The sequence below is a fragment of the Pseudomonas sp. FW305-E2 genome (assembly GCF_058782925.1).
Genome location: NZ_JBYSYE010000039.1, coordinates 19,063 through 36,197, shown reverse-complemented (window position 1 = coordinate 36,197; position 17,135 = coordinate 19,063). Strand labels below are relative to the sequence as shown.

At 62.7% G+C, this 17,135-nt stretch carries 16 protein-coding genes; 7 read left to right on the top strand and 9 right to left on the bottom strand.

The genetic code is table 11. From position 1 onward, the window contains the following. Positions 1–92 precede the first annotated feature (92 nt). On the top strand, positions 93–368 hold the full coding sequence (locus tag AC3WLP_RS22400; RefSeq protein ID WP_003254892.1) for a DUF1145 domain-containing protein: 276 nt from the start codon (positions 93–95) through the stop codon (positions 366–368). Positions 369–491: 123 nt separating this feature from the next. Here AC3WLP_RS22400 and AC3WLP_RS22395 read toward each other — a convergent pair whose 3' ends face one another. Then, positions 492–956: a CopD family protein gene (locus AC3WLP_RS22395; protein WP_012051418.1), complete on the bottom strand. Its 465-nt coding sequence runs from the start codon at positions 954–956 to the stop codon at positions 492–494. 98 nt (positions 957–1,054) lie between these two features. Here AC3WLP_RS22395 and dinG point away from each other — a divergent pair, with 98 nt between their 5' ends. The 5 genes from dinG to pdxH all read left to right on the top strand — a co-directional run bounded on the left by dinG (position 1,055) and on the right by pdxH (position 8,536). Further along, complete coding sequence (gene dinG, locus AC3WLP_RS22390; RefSeq protein ID WP_003254889.1) at positions 1,055–3,199, top strand: ATP-dependent DNA helicase DinG; 2,145 nt, start codon at positions 1,055–1,057, stop codon at positions 3,197–3,199. Between the two features lie 79 nt (positions 3,200–3,278). Then, positions 3,279–5,513, top strand: coding sequence for a beta-galactosidase (locus tag AC3WLP_RS22385; RefSeq protein ID WP_088512941.1), 2,235 nt, complete (start codon positions 3,279–3,281; stop codon positions 5,511–5,513). A 133-nt stretch (positions 5,514–5,646) separates the two neighbouring features. Beyond that, entirely contained in the window at positions 5,647–6,792 is a 1,146-nt protein-coding gene (locus AC3WLP_RS22380; RefSeq protein WP_004576208.1) for an EstA family serine hydrolase, read from the top strand. Between the two features lie 99 nt (positions 6,793–6,891). Next, positions 6,892–7,869, top strand: a complete 978-nt coding sequence (locus AC3WLP_RS22375; RefSeq protein WP_012051421.1) for an OmpA family protein — start codon at positions 6,892–6,894, stop codon at positions 7,867–7,869. Between the two features lie 19 nt (positions 7,870–7,888). Next, positions 7,889–8,536, top strand: coding sequence for a pyridoxamine 5'-phosphate oxidase (gene pdxH / locus AC3WLP_RS22370; RefSeq protein ID WP_003254885.1), 648 nt, complete (start codon positions 7,889–7,891; stop codon positions 8,534–8,536). Positions 8,537–8,575: 39 nt separating this feature from the next. Here the strand turns inward: pdxH and AC3WLP_RS22365 are convergent, their stop codons facing one another. Continuing rightward, entirely contained in the window at positions 8,576–8,809 is a 234-nt protein-coding gene (locus AC3WLP_RS22365) for a hypothetical protein (RefSeq protein ID WP_014860076.1), read from the bottom strand. Positions 8,810–8,956: 147 nt separating this feature from the next. Here AC3WLP_RS22365 and AC3WLP_RS22360 point away from each other — a divergent pair, with 147 nt between their 5' ends. Continuing rightward, a complete protein-coding gene (locus tag AC3WLP_RS22360; protein ID WP_003254883.1) occupies positions 8,957–9,421 on the top strand; it encodes an outer membrane lipoprotein in 465 nt (154 codons plus the stop codon). Between the two features lie 69 nt (positions 9,422–9,490). On the opposite strand, the gene nhaA is transcribed toward AC3WLP_RS22360, so the two are convergent. The 7 genes from nhaA to livH all read right to left on the bottom strand — a co-directional run bounded on the left by nhaA (position 9,491) and on the right by livH (position 17,095). After that, positions 9,491–10,684 (bottom strand): Na+/H+ antiporter NhaA, encoded by a 1,194-nt coding sequence (gene nhaA, locus AC3WLP_RS22355; RefSeq protein ID WP_178085916.1) that lies wholly within the window; start codon positions 10,682–10,684, stop codon positions 9,491–9,493. 294 nt (positions 10,685–10,978) lie between these two features. Then, positions 10,979–12,586, bottom strand: coding sequence for an NAD(P)/FAD-dependent oxidoreductase (locus tag AC3WLP_RS22350; protein WP_003254881.1), 1,608 nt, complete (start codon positions 12,584–12,586; stop codon positions 10,979–10,981). 103 nt (positions 12,587–12,689) lie between these two features. Continuing rightward, the gene (locus AC3WLP_RS22345) at positions 12,690–13,364 is read right to left on the bottom strand and encodes a COG3650 family protein (protein WP_012051424.1); all 675 of its coding nucleotides are present in this window, start codon (positions 13,362–13,364) and stop codon (positions 12,690–12,692) included. Positions 13,365–13,452: 88 nt separating this feature from the next. Then, positions 13,453–14,154, bottom strand: a complete 702-nt coding sequence (locus tag AC3WLP_RS22340; RefSeq protein ID WP_003254879.1) for an ABC transporter ATP-binding protein — start codon at positions 14,152–14,154, stop codon at positions 13,453–13,455. After that, entirely contained in the window at positions 14,155–14,922 is a 768-nt protein-coding gene (gene livG / locus AC3WLP_RS22335; RefSeq protein WP_003254878.1) for a high-affinity branched-chain amino acid ABC transporter ATP-binding protein LivG, read from the bottom strand. Further along, the gene (locus AC3WLP_RS22330; protein WP_012051425.1) at positions 14,919–16,175 is read right to left on the bottom strand and encodes a high-affinity branched-chain amino acid ABC transporter permease LivM; all 1,257 of its coding nucleotides are present in this window, start codon (positions 16,173–16,175) and stop codon (positions 14,919–14,921) included. Before AC3WLP_RS22330 ends, livG begins: the two co-directional genes overlap by 4 nt. After that, complete coding sequence (livH, locus tag AC3WLP_RS22325; RefSeq protein WP_008097482.1) at positions 16,172–17,095, bottom strand: high-affinity branched-chain amino acid ABC transporter permease LivH; 924 nt, start codon at positions 17,093–17,095, stop codon at positions 16,172–16,174. The genes AC3WLP_RS22330 and livH overlap by 4 nt, the downstream gene beginning before the upstream one ends. Between the last annotated feature and the right edge of the window lie 40 nt (positions 17,096–17,135).

Sequence of the window (17,135 nt, the reverse complement as noted above, 5' to 3'; positions counted from 1 at the left end):
CTGGCGCCTGTCTTGGCCTTGCCGTTAATGTTGTTCGCACGGTTTGCTCGATCAGGCCACCTCGACATGACAACTCTCTATAGGGGCGTGGTATGAAGTTCATCCTGGGCCTGGGCAAGGTCCTGACGGTCGCTTTCTGGGGGGTGGTGCTGTTCAATCAGCTGATGCCACAACCCTTGCCCTTCAATCTGCTGATCAATGCCGCAGGCATCGTCTTGTTTGGCCTGCACCTGCTTGAAGTGCTGTTTTTCAATCGCAGCCTGCGCGGGCGCAGTCACCGCTGGTTTGACCGTTTGCAAATCCTGTTGACGGGTATCTTCCATGTCATGTCCATTCCCCGTCCGCGGGAGGCGCCGCGGGTGAACTGATCTTGCAGCGCCTCTGATGCTCACTGCGATCCCTTGCCAGGAGCGGGCTTGCCCACGAGCACCGGCAACGCCGGCGCCATGCACCGTGGCACCGGCTTCGCTGCAGGTTTCACGCAGCGCCTGTCAGATGACCAGTCGCGAACTGGCCACCGCCACCACTGCCAGCCCCAGCAGCAGATTGACACCCACCATCCGCCGAATGCGCCCCAGTACCGCCGCACCCGCCGGCCAGTCCTCGGCCTGCACCGCTGCCTTCAATTCCGGCAGCAGCAACGCCTGAATGCGCATGAACAAGGCAAACATGGCGATCCCGCCACCGATCATCACGTGCACGTACCGGGGCGCTGTCTCGAAACCGCTGAAGCGCATGTGCAACATGCCGATACCACTTATCGCCAAAATCGCCACCGCCAGCCAGACCCAGCCGAAGAAGCGTCGGAAAACTTCCACCCACAAGCGCAGGCGGGCAGGCCCTTCAAGGGCTGCAACCGTTGCCGGGCGCAGCACCAGCCAGGCGAAGAACATGCCGCCGACCCATACGAGTGCGGCCAGAACATGCAGGGTGTAGGGCAGGGCAAAGGCGAGCATTCGGATCTCCATGCGGCAGAAAGGGCAATAGCGGGGTATGATAGCCGCCCCATGCGAAACACTGAAAATATATCCAGCCCTCCGGGCGCCTGCAGACCATGATCAGCAACGAACTCAAAGCCACTATCCAGGGCGCCTATTCGCGTTTTCTCGAAGCCAAGAGCCTCAAGCCGCGCTATGGGCAGCGCCTGATGATCGCCGAAGTGGCCAAAGTGCTTGGCGACATTGCCTGCGACGATGAAGGCCGCCGCGCTGGCGAGCCTGCCGTGGTGGCCGTGGAGGCGGGCACCGGTACCGGCAAGACGGTAGCCTACAGCCTGGCGGCCATCCCGGCTGCCAAGGCCGCCGGCAAACGCCTGGTGATCGCCACGGCCACCGTGGCCCTGCAGGAACAGATCGTCTTCAAGGACCTGCCCGACCTGATGCGCAGCAGCGGCCTCAACTTCAGTTTCGCCCTGGCCAAGGGCCGTGGCCGCTATCTGTGCCTGTCCAAGCTCGACATCCTGTTGCAGGAAGGCCACGCCCAGTCAGCCACGGCTCAGTTGTTCGAGGAAGAAGGCTTCCGCATCGAAGTCGACGAGCGCAGCCAGAAGCTGTTCAACAGCATGATCGAGAAGCTTGCCGGCAACCGCTGGGACGGTGACCGTGACAGCTGGCCAGAGGCCCTGGAAGACCAGGACTGGGCACGGCTGACCACCGACCACAGCCAGTGCACCGGCCGCCACTGCCCCAACTTCCAGCAGTGCGTGTTTTACAAGGCCCGCGAAGGCATGGGCAAGGTCGATGTGATCGTCACCAACCACGACATGGTCCTGGCCGACCTGGCCCTGGGTGGCGGAGCGGTGTTACCCGACCCGCGCGATACCATGTACGTGTTCGACGAAGGCCATCATCTGCCAGACAAGGCCATCGGCCATTTCGCCCATTATTCGCGGCTGCGTTCCACCGCCGACTGGCTGGAACAGACCGCCAAGAACCTGACCAAATTGCTGGCCCAGCATCCGCTGCCCGGCGACCTGGGCAAGTACATCGAGCAGGTGCCGGAGCTGGCGCGAGAAGTACGCACCCAGCAGCAGTTCATGTTCACCCTTTGTGAACAGGTGGCTGACTTCCGTCCCAGCGAGGACACCGAAGGCCGTGAGCGCCCGCGTTACCGTTTCGAGGGTGGGGTGGTGCCGGAGCAGATTCGTGAAGTGGGCATCGAACTGAAAAAGGGCTTTGCCCGCCTCAACGATCTGTTCACCCGCCTGGCTGACCTGCTCAAGGAAGGCATGGACGGCGAGGTCAATATCGGCATCGCCAGCCACCAGGCCGAAGAGTGGTATCCGCTGTTCGGCAGCCTGGTCACCCGTGCCCAGGGTAACTGGGAGCTGTGGACGGCCTTCACCGCCGAAGACCCGGAAGACAGCCCGCCCATGGCGCGCTGGCTGACGTTGGCCGAAAGTGGCGCGCTGTTCGACATCGAAGTCAACGCCAGCCCCATCCTCGCCGCCGATATGCTGCGGCGCAGCCTGTGGAGCGTGGCCCACGGCGCGCTGGTGACCTCGGCGACATTGACCGCGCTGGGCAAGTTCGACCGTTTCCGCATGCGTTCGGGGTTGCCGCGCGACGCAGTCACCTGCGTGGTGCCCAGCCCGTTCGTGCATGGCGATGCCGGCCTGTTGCGGGTCCCCGACCTGCAGGCCGACCCACGCGATGCAGCAGCGCACACCGCGGCGATCATCCGCGAGCTGCCGAACATCGTCGAGGATGCCCGTGGCGCGCTGGTGTTGTTCTCGTCACGCAAGCAGATGCAGGATGTGTTTGATGGTCTGGACCGTGACTGGCGCAAGCTGGTGCTCATCCAGGGTAACCTTTCAAAGCAGGAAACCCTGAACAAGCACAAGGCGCGGGTCGACGATGGCCAGCACAGCGTGCTGTTTGGCCTGGCCAGCTTTGCCGAAGGTGTCGACCTGCCGGGTGCGTATTGCGAGCACGTGGTCATCGCCAAGATTCCCTTTGCTGTGCCCGACGACCCGGTCGAAGCTGCGCTGGCCGAGTGGATCGAGGCACGTGGCGGCAACCCGTTCATGGAAATTGCCGTGCCTGACGCCTCGTTGAAGCTGATCCAGGCCTGCGGCCGCCTTCTGCGTACCGAGCAGGATCGCGGCGTTATCACCTTGCTTGACCGGCGCTTGGTCACGCAGCGCTACGGCAAGGCTATTCTCAATGCGCTGCCGCCGTTCCGGCGGGAAATTTCCTGACCGCCGGAGCACTTGCGCCGGCGCATTGTCCATCACCCGTCTTGGGCCCATCAGGGTCCTGAAGGAGAGCCCCAGCCTTATGATCCGCCGCACCCTGCCCGCCGTATTCGCCTTGTTGTGCAGTTCGCCCTTGCTGGCCGGGCAGCAGACGCTGTTCAGCTTCGTGCGCCCGGCTTCGGTGGTCAATGTGGCGACGGTGGATGCCGGCATGCCGCAGTACAACGCGGAACAAACGGCCGAGGGCGAGGTGTTGCGGCGTGTGGTGTTCAACCCGGCCCAGCAGCCGACCCTGCGCCTGAGCCCGCAGAGCGGGGTGTGGGACTGGTCCGCCGGGCAGTTCCTGACCTTGCGCCTGCAAAGTGCCATGGATTGGGCATTGACCGTGGATGTCACCGTGCAAGGCAGCGATGGCCGCACCTTGACCAGCCGTATCGACCTGCCCGCGGGTCCCGCACAAACCGTGCTGGTGCCCCTGACGGCCAGTTCGCCGTTGGACCAGGGCATGCGCGCCGGCCCACCGATGCCCTGGAACCATGGTGGTCAGCGCCTTCTTTTGACCAGCAGTGCCGGTGCAATCGACCTCAAACAGGTGACCTCGGTCAGCTTGAGCATCCCCAGCCCCAAGGTGGCGCAGAGCCTGCTGATCGAGCGTGTCGGTATCCAGGATGACAACCAGGCGTACAGGGCGGCTTACCACGAGCTGATTGATGCTTATGGCCAGTCGACTCGCGGTAACTGGCCCGAGAAGGTATCCAGTGACGAGCAGCTCAAGGCGGCCGATACCCGTGAACAGCAACAGCTCAAGGGCTGGTTGGCAGAGCGTGGCAAGCAGCGATTGGACGCTTACGGTGGCCTGGTGGGCGGGCCGGCCTTTGCAGCCAAGGGCTTCTTTCGCACTGAAAAGCGTGATGGCCGCTGGTACCTGGTAACGCCGGATGGGCACCCGTTCTATTCTCTGGGGGTGAACGCCGTGGCGGCAGACGGCGGGCGTACGTATGTCGCCGGGCGCGAAGGCATGTTCAAGGCCTTGCCCGCTGAGGGCGATGCATTGGCGGCGTTCTATGGCGAAAGCAACAACGACGATGGCAATGCCTCGTCGCAAGGGCGCAATTTCAAGCAGGGGCGCTGGTTCGACTTCTACGCCGCCAACCTGCAGCGTACTTATGGCAAACCCTGCCCGCCCGCAGTGGAGGGCCAGCCAGCCGATTGCGCGCCGCCGTTGCTGGATGCCGACCGCTGGCAGGCGCATGCGCTTGATCGCCTTCAGGCCTGGGGGTTCAACACCGTTGGCAACTGGAGCGAGCCGGCGCTTGGTCAAGCCAGACGCATGCCGTATACCTTGCCGCTGTCGATCGTAGGCGACTACGCCAGCATCAGCACTGGCATGGACTGGTGGGGCCGCATGCCCGACCCGTTCGACCCGCGTTTTGCCATGGCCACCGAGCGTGCCGTGGCCATCGCCGCGCGTGATCACCGTGACGACCCTTGGCTCATCGGTTACTTCGCAGATAACGAACTGGCCTGGGCAGCCCCTGGAAGCGACCCCAAGAGCCGCTATGGCCTGGCCTACGGCACCTTGCGCCTGACCACCGACGTGCCAGCCAAACGCGCATTCCTCAAGCAGTTGCGCGACAAGTATCGCAACCAGGAAGGGTTGTCCAAGGCCTGGGGCATCGAACTGACCGCCTGGGAACTCATGGAAGATCCTGGCTTCGAGGCGCCGTTGCCTGACCCGGAGCACCCGGAAATCGAACGGGACTACCAGCACTTCCAGCGGGTATTTGCCGAGACCTACTTCAAGACCATTTCCGATTCGTTGAAGTGGCATGCGCCCAATCACATGCTCCTGGGTGGCCGCTATGCGGTCAGCACACCGGAGGCGGTCAAGGCCTGCGCCGAGTTCTGCGATGTTCTGAGCTTCAACTTCTATACCCTCAAGCCACAGGACGGCTACGACTTTGTCCGCCTGGCGGAGCTGGACAAGCCGGTGCTGGTCTCCGAGTTCCAGTTCGGCTCGCGTGATCGCGGGCCGTTCTGGCCGGGGCCATTGGAGCTGGCGCGGGAAGAGGATCGCGGCCCGGCCTATGCAAACTTCCTCAAGGCAGCCATGGCGCAGCCGATGATCGTTGGCGCGCACTGGTTCCAGTACCTCGACCAACCGGCCAGCGGTCGCCTGCTCGATGGTGAGAACGGCCACCTTGGGCTGGTGGCGATTACCGATAGGCCCTATCCAGGGTTTGTCGATGCCGTGCGCAAAAGCAATCTGCAAACCATGAACCAACTGCGTGCCGAGCTGGAAAAACCGGCCCCCTGAGATCAGGCTGATGCCGTCAACTCAAGTGAGAGCGGCCTTGTGTCGCGACCACTTGGCCCAAGCCTGTTTGCAAAACACCCAACTACTGAAACAATGCACACCTTTTTGGATATGGTCGTACGGAGAGCAGCGGGTGCAGATCCAGGGTCACTATGAGCTGAAGTTCGAAGCTGTGCGTGAAGCTTTTGCCGCGCTGTTCGATGATCCCCAGGAGCGTGGCGCCGCGCTGTGCATCCAGGTGGGTGGCGAAACCGTCGTTGACCTGTGGGCTGGCAGTGCCGACAAGGACGGCCAGCAGGCCTGGCACAGCGATACCATCGCCAACCTGTTCTCCTGCACCAAGACTTTCGCGGCTGTTACCGCCCTGCAGCTGGTCGGCGAGGGCAAGCTGGCCCTCGATGCTCCGGTTGCCAACTACTGGCCCGAGTTTGCCCAGGCGGGTAAGCAGTCGATCACCTTGCGTCAGCTACTCAGCCACCGTGCCGGCTTACCGGCCATACGCAAGCTGTTGCCGGCTGAAGCCTTGTATGACTGGCAGTTCATGGTCGATGCCCTGGCAGCCGAGACACCGTGGTGGACGCCAGGCACAGAACACGGCTATGCCGCCATCACCTATGGCTGGCTGATCGGCGAGCTGATTCGCCGTGCCGACGGCCGTGGCCCTGGCGACTCGATCGTGGCCCGCACCGCCCGCCCATTGGGGCTGGATTTCCATGTTGGCCTGGCCGACGAAGAGTTCCACCGCGTGGCGCATATCGCCCGTGGCAAGGGCAATGCTGGAGACAGTGCAGCGCAACGCTTGCTGCAGGTGACCATGCGCGAGCCTGAGGCACTGTCGACCCGTGCCTTTACCAATCCGCCCGCGATACTGACCAGCACCAACAAACCGGAATGGCGGCGCATGCAGCAGCCAGCGGCCAATGGCCATGGCAACGCACGCAGCCTGGCGGGGTTCTATGCCGGGCTGCTGGACGGCAGCCTGCTTGAATCCGAACTGCTCGATGAGCTGACCCGCGAGCATAGCCTTGGCCAGGACCGTACCTTGCTCACCCAGACCCGTTTCGGCCTGGGCTGCATGCTCGACCAGCCCGATGTGGCCAATGCCACCTTTGGTCTCGGCGCCCGCGCCTTTGGCCACCCCGGTGCCGGTGGTTCGGTCGGTTTTGCCGACCCGGAGTACGATGTGGCCTTCGGTTTTGTGGTCAATACCCTCGGCCCTTACGTGCTGATGGACCCACGCGCCCAGAAACTGGTACGCGTCCTTGCCAGTTGCCTTTGATCGGGTAATGCGGGTATTGCCACACCCCTTTGACTATCCTCAATGCCAACGCCTGAAGTTCGTAGGCAAAATATCTTTCTATTTCATGGTGTATCGCTGATGTCTTCACATAAAACCTTAGCACTCGCCCTGTGCCTGACCGCCGTTACCGGCTGCGCCAGTCACTCCCCGGACGGCTCCAAGGAAGGTGGCTCCAGCTGGTGGCCTTTCGGTTCGGACAAGGTTGCCGAGCAGGAAGTGAAGTCAGCCGTCACTGAAAACGTGGCCAAAGCCGATGCCAAATCCGAAAGCTCCAGCCGCTGGTGGTGGCCGTTTGGCGGTGACGACAAGCAAGCCAAGGGGCCGGTGGTGCCAAAGATCGATCAGAAGGCCACTCAGGCCTGGCTGGACGAATACGAGCCCAAGCTGCGCGAAGCGATCAAGGACAGCAAGCTGGAGCTGGAGCGTCGTGACAATGTGCTGGCGGTAACCCTGCCGGTGGACAGCTCGTACAATCCCGATCGCCCGAACATGTTGCTGCCCATGTCCCTGGGCCCGATCACCCGCGTCGCCAAGACAGTCGAAGGCGACCCCAAGACTGCCGTACTGGTACTGGGCCATGCCGACAGCAGCGGTGCCGCCGTTGCCAACCAGAAGCTCAGCCTGGAGCGCGCCGCTTCGGTATCGGCCATCTTCCGCCTCAGCGGCCTGCAGCGTGACCGCCTGACCCTCAAGGGTATGGGTTCGGTGATGCCGCGCGCTGCCAACGACAGCGCCGAGGGGCGCGCCCTGAACCGCCGCGTGGAAATGTTGCTGACCCCGCAAAACACCATGGTCGCGCTGCTGGCCAAATACCAGCAGGCCGCCCCGGCACCCGCCCCGGCCTCGATGGTGGCGGTGCAGGATGCTAAGGCACCCGCCGCCAAGGCCGCTGGCAGCAAACCGGCCGTCAAGGCTGCGGTGAAGAAACCTGTAGCCAAGGCCAAAACGCCTGCGAAGACTGCAGCCAAGAAAAAAGCTGCGCCGGCCAAGCCTGCCGCCAAGAAAGCTGCCGTTGACAAGAAAGTAGCTGCCAACAGCCCTGCGAAGACCAACTGATCGTCAAGGAACCGCAGTAATGACCCAATCCCTGGCCGATATGCGCCGCGACTACACCCGTGATGGCCTGGCCGAAGCCCAGGCACCAGGGGAGCCGTTCGCCCTGTTCCACCAGTGGTTCGCCGATGCGGTGAAAACCGAGCAGGTACCGGTAGAAGCCAACGCCATGACCTTGGCCACGGTGGACGGCGAAGGTCGCCCGCATTGCCGTGTTTTGCTGTTGAAGGGGCTCGACGAGCAGGGTTTCACCTTCTTCACCAACTATGACAGCGCCAAGGGCCAGCAACTGCAAGCCAACCCCTTTGCGGCAATGACCTTCTTCTGGCCGGCCCTGGAGCGTCAGGTGCGCATTGAGGGCCGGGTGCAGAAGGTCACGGCGCAGGAGTCGGATGCCTACTACCAGGTACGCCCGCTGGGCAGTCGCCTAGGGGCTTGGGCTTCGCCACAGAGCCGCGTGATTGCCGGGCGTGAAGAGCTGGAGGGCCTGGTTAAGGCCACCGAAGCGCGTTTCTCCGACACCCAGCCGCACTGCCCTGAGCATTGGGGGGGATACCGTTTGTTGCCCGAGCGCATCGAGTTCTGGCAGGGGCGGGCAAGCCGCCTGCATGATCGTTTGAACTATCGGCTGGTGGATGGGCAGTGGCTGCGAGAGCGGCTGGCGCCCTGAGCAACTGGGGCCGCCAAGCGGCCCCAGCCATTGATCAAGCTACCCCGGATAACCTGCCGCCTCGCGCTCCAACCACCCCGCCAGTTGCTTACGCCCCACCTTCTCCTGGCGCGCCTGCGCCAACCTTTCCAGCATGAACGCGCGTTTTTCAGGATCGGCCCCTGCCAGCGACAACGCCAGGTCGCGGTCCATCCAGCGGCGCATGCGCACATACAACCACCAGTGGAAATACAGTCCCGCAACGGTGGTGACCACGACGATGAAGTAATCCATGGCTATTCTTGGTCTCACTTGAAAGGCCTTCGACACAGCCCGGCAGGCTGTACCCCGGCTGAATGAAAACAATTTTATTACGTTTGTACCGTGACAGCCGTCAATGTGCAGCGTCTAATGAGCACCTGACTTATGGAGACTTTACCCATGCGTAAATCCGCTTTGCTGGTGGCGACCTTTACCACCATGTCGCTGCTGCTGGGGGGCTGTGCCTCGAGCCTGACCGGTGACAGCTACTCTCGTGACGAAGCCCGCCGCGTGCAAACCGTGCGTATGGGTACCATCGAATCCCTGCGCCCGGTCAAGATCGAGGGCACCAAGACCCCGATTGGCGGCGGTGCCGGTGCCATCGTGGGTGGTGTAGCCGGCAGCGCCGTGGGCGGTGGCCGTGGCAGCATCGTGGCTGCCGTGATCGGTGCCGTGGCCGGTGGCTTGGCGGGTTCCGCAGCAGAAGAAGGCCTGACCCGTACCCAAGGTGTCGAAATTACCGTTCGTGAAGATGATGGCAGCATGCGCGCCTATGTACAGGCCGTGCAGGAGAACGAAGTCTTCCGCGTTGGCGAGCGCGTGCGCATCATGACAGTTGACGGTACCAGCCGCGTTTCGCACTGACCGTAGCGCAGTAAAACAAAACCCCGACATGGCTGCTGCCCGTCGGGGTTTTTTCATGCTTCAGCCAAGTCAGGCAACGCGGGTTTTGCGGCTGGCCATTGCGGTGACGGCGTAGCCGATCACCGCGGCAAAGAACGAACCAGTAAGAATACCCATGCGGTCCATGCCGGCATACTCACTGCTACCCGGGGCGAAGGCGAGCGAGCCTACGAACAGGCTCATGGTGAAGCCAATGCCGCAGAGTATCGCCACCCCCAGAATTTGCCCCCAACCCGCACCCGCAGGCAGCGCGGCCAGGCGCAGCTTGACCGCCACCCAGGTCAGGCCGAAAACCCCCACGATCTTGCCCAGCAACAGGCCGACCGTGATGCCCATCGGCACGGGGTGGATGAAGCTGTCTACGGTCATGCCTGCCAGCGAAACGCCGGCATTGGCGAAGGCGAAAATGGGCAGGATGGCATAGGCCACCCAAGGGTGCAGGGCGTGTTCCAGCGCCAAAAGAGGTGACGATTCAGCATTGCGTGTACGCAGGGGGATGCACAGGGCCAGGGCGACACCGGCCAGAGTGGCGTGCACGCCACTTTTGAGCACGCAGACCCACAGGATCAGGCCAACGATCATGTAGGGCCCGAGCTTGACGACGCCAAGCCGGTTCATCGCCACCAGCACCACCAGACAGGCCGCAGCCAGCAGCAGCGACACACTCGACAGGGTGCCGGAGTAGAACAGGGCGATGACAATGATCGCACCCAGGTCGTCGATGATCGCCAGGGTCATCAGGAACAACTTCAGTGACACCGGTACGCGCTTGCCGAGCAGGGCCAGGACGCCGAGGGCGAAGGCGATGTCGGTGGCGGTAGGGATCGCCCAGCCTGCCACAGCTGCAGGGTTGTCACGGTTGATGAACCAGTAGATCAGCGCTGGCACCACCATGCCGCCCACGGCTGCGGTGGCAGGCAGAATCACTTGTGAGGGCTTGGACAGGTGACCGTCGACCACCTCGCGTTTGACCTCCAGGCCGATGAGCAGGAAGAACAGGGCCATCAGGCCGTCGTTGATCCACAGTAGCAATGGCTTGGCGATGTTCAGCGCGCCGACCTGGACGGCGACGGGTACGTCGAGCAAGCCGCCGTACAGGTAGGACAGTGGCGAGTTGTTGATGATCAGGGCCAGAACGGCGGCGGCGATCAGCAGCAGGCCGCTGGCAGCTTCGAGCTGGAAGAAACGGGTAAACAGGCTACGCACGGGCTGTAGGCCCTCCATGAGCAGTTTACGAAGGGTGCGGGCGTACACCCTAGCCTGTAGAGATATGCTTTCAAACAAAAGACATATTCGTTTTTGTTATATGTTGTTGCTGACAGGCCTGGGGCAAGCCTAGATGGATTTGGGGAAGGATGGGGGGAAGTCTGGAGTAGGTGCTGGAATAGCTGGAGTAGGTGCTGGAATAGACTGATGCCGGACCGGGCCCTTTCGCGGGTAAACCCGCTCCTACAGGGGGCCATTGTTCCGTGTAGGAGCGGGTTTACCCGCGAAGAGGCCCTGTCAGTCGCTAAAGAGTCAGAGGCCGAGCATATCCCGCGCCACCGCCTCTGCGATGCGAATGCCATCCACACCAGCTGACAGGATCCCGCCCGCGTACCCGGCCCCTTCACCCGCCGGGAACAGCCCTTTGAGGTTCAGGCTCTGGTAGTCCTCACCCCGGGTAATCCGCAGTGGCGACGAGGTACGCGTCTCGATCCCGGTCAACACCGCATCATGCAAGTTATAGCCCTTGATCTGCCGGTCGAACGCCGGCAGTGCCTCACGGATCGCCTCGATGGCGAAGTCCGGCAGGCTCGGCGCCAGGTCACCCAAGGTCACGCCCGGCTTGTAGGACGGCTCGACACTGCCCAGTGCGGTCGAGGGCCGGCCGGCGACAAAATCACCCACCAGCTGCGCCGGGGCCTGGTAGTTGCTGCCGCCCATTACATAGGCGTGCGCCTCCAGGCGCTCCTGCAGTTCGATACCGGCCAACGGGCCACCCGGGTAGTCGCGCTCGGGGTCGATGCCGACGACGATGCCGGAGTTGGCGTTGCGCTCGTTACGCGAATACTGGCTCATGCCGTTGGTGACGACTCGCCCAGGCTCGCTGGTGGCCGCGACCACGGTGCCACCCGGACACATGCAGAAGCTGTATACCGAGCGGCCATTCTTGGCGTGGTAAACCAGCTTGTAGTCGGCGGCACCCAGTTTCGGGTGGCCGGCGTACTTGCCCAGACGTGCCTTGTCTATCAGCGTTTGCGGGTGCTCGATACGGAAGCCCACCGAGAACGGCTTGGCTTCCATGTAGACACCTTTGGCGTGCAGCATGCGGAAGGTGTCGCGGGCGCTGTGGCCCAGAGCCAATACCACATGGCGAGAGTGCAACTGCTCGCCGCTTTCGAGCACTACACCGGTCAGTTGGCCATCTTCGATCAACAGGTCGGTGACCTTCTCCTGGAAGCGCACGTCGGCCCCCAGGGCGATCATGTCCTGGCGCATCTGTTCGACCATGCCGGTGAGGCGGAAGGTGCCGATGTGCGGCTTGTTGATGTACAGGATTTCGTCTGGCGCACCGGCCTTGACGAATTCTTCCAGCACTTTGCGGCCGTGGTGTTGCGGGTCCTTGATCTGGCTGTACAGCTTGCCGTCCGAGAAGGTACCGGCGCCGCCTTCACCGAACTGCACGTTGGACTCAGGGTTGAGCACGCTCTTGCGCCACAGGCCCCAGGTGTCCTTGGTGCGCTGGCGCACTTCCTTGCCGCGTTCGAGGATGATCGGCTTGAAGCCCATTTGTGCCAGCAACAGGCCGGCAAAGATGCCGCACGGGCCGAAACCGACCACGATCGGGCGCTCCTGCAGGCCTGCCGGGGCCTGGCCGACAAACTTGTAGGTGACGTCTGGGGCTGGGCCGATGTTGCGATCATCGGCGAACTTGCTGAGCAGCTCGGCTTCGTTGCTGGCTTCCAGGTCGATGGTGTAGATGAACAGCAGTTCGCTGTTCTTCTTGCGCGCATCGTAGCTGCGCTTGAACAGGTTGAAGCTGAGCAGTTGCTCGTCGCGGATGCCCAGGCGCTGGACGATGGCTTCGCGCAACGCTTCGTCGGGATGGTCCAGGGGCAGCTTCAGTTCGGTGATTCGTAGCATGGCAGGGTCCAGTATCCCGGCCATGGGCGGCCGGCGGCTTTACACAAACCGCCAAGTATAAGCTGTTAGACGCCCTGACTGGCAGGATAAAAGCGCCCGGCGATCAGTTGTCGCGCGCACCACCGTAGTAACCGCAGCCGCGCAGGGTCTGGCCGTCGATGCGCAGTTCGGCGCGCAGGTGGTGGATGGCGCCGGTGGCGCTGTCGACGCAGCGTTGCGGGGCGACCCACAGTTCCACGTGCTGGCCGTTGGCTTCGCTGGTCAGGGTCAGGCCGCCGCCGGGCACTTCTTCTTCGAGAAATGGCAGTGGCAGCGGGTCTTTGCCGATGCGGTTGAGCACCATGCCCTTGCCGCTGGCCTTGATGTCCCAGTCCGGTTCATGGCCATTGGCGCGCAGGGTCAGCTGCTTGAAGTTGGGGTCGTCGCAAGCGCGGGTGGAGGGTTCCAGGCGGTACAGGCGGCTGACTTCCAGCTGGCCGTCGTTGTCGGCCTGCTTGACGCCCGTGAGGCGACCGCGCACGTCGGCGAACAACTTGGCATTGGCGTCCTTGGCCAGGTTGGCGGACTCCTGCAGGATGCCGGTGCCGGCGACGTCGTTGATCACGAAGCGGCGTGCTTCGCTGCAGGGCTTGAACAACAGGCGGCCGCCGTTGGCGCTCAGTTCGCCCTGCATGCGTGTGGTGCCGATGTTCGGGTCACGGGGCTGCTCGGCCAGTAGCTGGCAGCCAGCGAACAGCGGCAGCAGGGCACTGAGCAGCAGGGTAGGGGTGAGGCGCATGGGGCGGGCTCCGGGGAATCTTTGCCAAAGAGCTGGCCACGATACACGTCCTGCGGGCAGAAAAAAGGGCCCGAAGGCCCTTTTTCATTCAACCCCCCAGGTAGGCATCGCGCACCTTCGGGTCGGTCAGCAGTGCCTCACCGGTGCCCTGCATCACCACCCGACCGTTCTCCAGCACATACGCCCGGTCAGCGATCTTCAGCGCCTGGTTGGCGTTCTGCTCCACCAGGAACACCGTCACGCCATCGCGGCGCAGCTGTTCGATGATGTCGAAGATCTGCTGGATGATGATCGGCGCCAGGCCCAGCGAAGGCTCGTCGAGCAGCAGCAGCTTGGGCTTGCTCATCAGCGCCCGGCCGATGGCCAGCATCTGCTGCTCGCCACCGGACATGGTGCCGCCGCGCTGGATGTAACGCTCTTTCAGGCGCGGGAACAGTTGCAGGACCTTGTCCAGTTGCTCCTGATAGTCGCCCTTGTCGGTGAAGAAACCGCCCATGGCCAGGTTTTCCTCGACCGTCAGGCGAGCGAACACGCGACGGCCTTCCGGCACTACCGCGATGCTTTTGCGCATGATGTGCGAGGAGGGCTGGCCGACCAGCTCTTCACCCAGGTACTTGATGCTGCCGCTGTGCGCCTGCGGCGAGCCGCACAGGGTCATCAGCAAGGTCGACTTGCCGGCACCGTTGGCGCCGATCAGGGTGACGATCTCGCCCTGGTTGATCTCCACGTTGACGCTGTGCAGCGCCTGGATCTTGCCGTAGAAAGTGGAAACGTTTTCGAACTTCAGCATTTACGCTTCCCCCAGGTAGGCTTTGATCACGTCAGGGTTGTCGCGGATCTCCTCCGGCGTGCCATGTGCCAGGGGGGTACCCTGGTTGATCACCACGATATGGTCGGAAATGCTCATCACCAGCTTCATGTCGTGCTCGATCAGCAGCACGGTGACGTTGTGCGACTCACGCAGGTAGGCGATCAGAGCCTTGAGGTCTTCGGTTTCCTTCGGGTTCAGGCCGGCTGCCGGTTCATCGAGCATGATGATGCGTGGCTGGGTCATCATGCAGCGGGCGATTTCGAGGCGGCGTTGCTGCCCGTAGGCGAGGGTGCCGGCCGTACGGTTGGCGAACTCGGTCAGGTTGACCTTCTCCAGCCAGTACTGCGCGCGTTCCATGGCCTCCTTCTCGCTGCGGCGGAAGCTCGGGGTCTTGAACAGGCCGGCGAAGAAGTTGGTGTTGAGGTGGCGGTGCTGGGCGATCAGCAGGTTTTCCAGTGCGGTCATTTCCTTGAACAGCCGCACGTTCTGGAAGGTCCGCACCACGCCCTTGCGGGCGATCTGGTGGCCGGCCAGGCCCTGAATCGGCTGGCCATCGAGCAGGATGGTACCGCCGCTGGGCTTGTAGAAGCCGGTCAGGCAGTTGAACACGGTGGTCTTGCCGGCGCCGTTCGGGCCGATCAACGCCACCACCTGTTTTTCCTTGACGGTCAGGGCCACGCCGTTGACCGCCAACAAGCCGCCGAAGCGCATGCTCAGGCCGCTGACTTGCAGAATTTCGCGGCTCATCGACGCAGCTCCATGTGTGGACGTTGCATAGGCAGCAGGCCTTGCGGACGCCAGATCATCATCAACACCATCAGCGCACCGAACATCAGCATGCGGTATTCGCTGAACTCACGCATCAGCTCAGGCAGCAGGATCATCACGATGGCCGCGAGAATCACGCCCAGTTGTGAACCCATGCCACCCAGCACGACGATGGCGAGGATGATCGCCGACTCGATGAAGGTGAACGACTCCGGCGTCACCAGGCCTTGGCGCGCGGCGAAGAAGCTGCCGGCGAAACCGGCGAAGCAGGCACCCAGGGTGAATGCCGAGAGCTTGATCACGGTCGGGTTCAGGCCCAGTGCACGGCAGGCGATCTCGTCTTCACGCAGGGCTTCCCAGGCGCGGCCGATCGGCATGCGCAGCAGGCGGTTGATCACGAACAACGCCAGCAGGGCCAGCAGCAGGGCCACCAGGTACAGGAAGATCACCTTGTTGATCGAGTTGTATTGCAGCCCGAAGAACTCGTGGAAGGTCTGCATGCCCTCGGCCGCACGGCGTTCGAAGGTCAGGCCGAAGAACTCCGGCTTGGGGATGTTGCTGATGCCGTTGGGGCCGCCGGTCCAATCGGTGAGGTTACGCAGGAACAGGCGGATGATCTCACCGAAACCGAGGGTCACGATCGCCAGGTAGTCACCACGCAGGCGCAACACCGGGAAGCCGAGCAGGAAGCCGAAGGTGGCAGCCATCAGGCCGGCAATCGGCAGGCACACCCAGAAGCTCCAGCCCAGGTAATGCGAGAGCATGGCGTAGCTGTAGGCACCGACGGCATAGAAGCCTACGTAGCCGAGGTCGAGCAGGCCCGCCAGGCCGACCACGATGTTCAGGCCCAGGCCCAGCAACACGTAGATCAGGATCAGCGTGGCGATGTCGACCGCACCGCGAGAGCCGAAGAACGGCCATACCAGTGCTATCACGATCAACCCGATGATGACGTAGCGCTGGGTCTTGGGCAGGGTGAGGTAGTTGCTGACTGCCGGGGGGATCAGCTTGCGATCCGATCGGCGGCCCATCACCGAACTCCACTGCTTGTCGAACAGCACGCGCAGGAACATCAGCACCGAACACACGGCGATGATGCTGATGGTGAACGAGCCCTGACTGTGCACGACCAGGCTGATCCCGTCGATGCTCAGTTTCAGGCCCAGTACCGGGAAGGCCACGGCCCACACCAGCAAGGCGCTGAAGAACGCCTGTTTGAGATTTCTGTTCATACTTTTTCAACCTCCGGGCGGCCCAGGATGCCGGTCGGCCGGAATAGCAGGACAAGAACCAACAAGCCGAATGCCACCACGTCCTTGTACTGGTCGCCGAAGATATCGGCACCGAACGCTTCGGCCACGCCCAGCACCAGCCCGCCGAGCATGGCGCCCGGGATGCTGCCGATGCCACCCAGTACCGCCGCGGTGAAAGCCTTCAGGCCCACCAGGAAACCGGCGTTGGGGTTGATCACCCCGTACTGCATGCTCAGCAGCACGGCCGCCACGGCAGCCAGGGCGGCACCGATGACGAAGGTGAGGGCGATGATGTTGTTGGTGTTGATGCCCAGCAGGTTGGCCATCTTGATGTCCTCGGCACAGGCGCGGCAGGCGCGGCCCAGGCGGGAACGAGAGATGAACAGGGTGAGCAGGGTCATGGCCACAAGGGTGACAACGAACACCAGGATTTGCATGTAGCTGATCAGTACTTCTTCAGCACCGCCTGGCCCGAAGGAGAAGCTCCCGGGGATCAGGTTGGGGATGGACTTGTCCTTGGAGTCTTGCGAAAGCAAGACCGTGTTCTGCAGGAAAATCGACATGCCGATGGCGGAAATCAGCGGGATCAGACGGTTGCTGTTGCGCAGGGGGCGGTAGGCAACCCGTTCGATGCTGTAGCCATAGGCACTGGTGACGAAGATCGTCGCGACGAAGGCGACGGTCATCAGGATCGGCAGCGAATGGATACCCATCATGGCCAGGCCCGCCAGGGCGATGAAGGCCACGTAGGAACCGATCATGTACACCTCGCCGTGGGCGAAGTTGATCATGCCAATGATGCCGTACACCATCGTGTAGCCGATGGCGATCAAGGCATAGGTGCTGCCGATGGTCAATCCATTAACCAGTTGTTGGAAGAAATGGTAGATCTCAGGCATTACAGCGCTCCTAAAAACCTGATTTGCATTTCACTGGCAG

Coding starts and splice junctions, on each gene's coding strand:
- AC3WLP_RS22345 (WP_012051424.1), bottom strand. CDS start 13,364: ATGCGCCTCACCCCTACCCTGCTGCTCAGTGCCCTGCTGCCGCTGTTC.
- AC3WLP_RS22350 (WP_003254881.1), bottom strand. CDS start 12,586: ATGCTACGAATCACCGAACTGAAGCTGCCCCTGGACCATCCCGACGAA.
- AC3WLP_RS22395 (WP_012051418.1), bottom strand. CDS start 956: ATGCTCGCCTTTGCCCTGCCCTACACCCTGCATGTTCTGGCCGCACTC.
- AC3WLP_RS22365 (WP_014860076.1), bottom strand. CDS start 8,809: ATGGATTACTTCATCGTCGTGGTCACCACCGTTGCGGGACTGTATTTC.
- AC3WLP_RS22330 (WP_012051425.1), bottom strand. CDS start 16,175: ATGAACAGAAATCTCAAACAGGCGTTCTTCAGCGCCTTGCTGGTGTGG.
- pdxH (WP_003254885.1), top strand. CDS start 7,889: ATGACCCAATCCCTGGCCGATATGCGCCGCGACTACACCCGTGATGGC.
- nhaA (WP_178085916.1), bottom strand. CDS start 10,684: ATGGAGGGCCTACAGCCCGTGCGTAGCCTGTTTACCCGTTTCTTCCAG.
- AC3WLP_RS22360 (WP_003254883.1), top strand. CDS start 8,957: ATGCGTAAATCCGCTTTGCTGGTGGCGACCTTTACCACCATGTCGCTG.
- AC3WLP_RS22375 (WP_012051421.1), top strand. CDS start 6,892: ATGTCTTCACATAAAACCTTAGCACTCGCCCTGTGCCTGACCGCCGTT.
- livH (WP_008097482.1), bottom strand. CDS start 17,095: ATGCCTGAGATCTACCATTTCTTCCAACAACTGGTTAATGGATTGACC.
- AC3WLP_RS22385 (WP_088512941.1), top strand. CDS start 3,279: ATGATCCGCCGCACCCTGCCCGCCGTATTCGCCTTGTTGTGCAGTTCG.
- AC3WLP_RS22340 (WP_003254879.1), bottom strand. CDS start 14,154: ATGCTGAAGTTCGAAAACGTTTCCACTTTCTACGGCAAGATCCAGGCG.
- dinG (WP_003254889.1), top strand. CDS start 1,055: ATGATCAGCAACGAACTCAAAGCCACTATCCAGGGCGCCTATTCGCGT.
- livG (WP_003254878.1), bottom strand. CDS start 14,922: ATGAGCCGCGAAATTCTGCAAGTCAGCGGCCTGAGCATGCGCTTCGGC.
- AC3WLP_RS22400 (WP_003254892.1), top strand. CDS start 93: ATGAAGTTCATCCTGGGCCTGGGCAAGGTCCTGACGGTCGCTTTCTGG.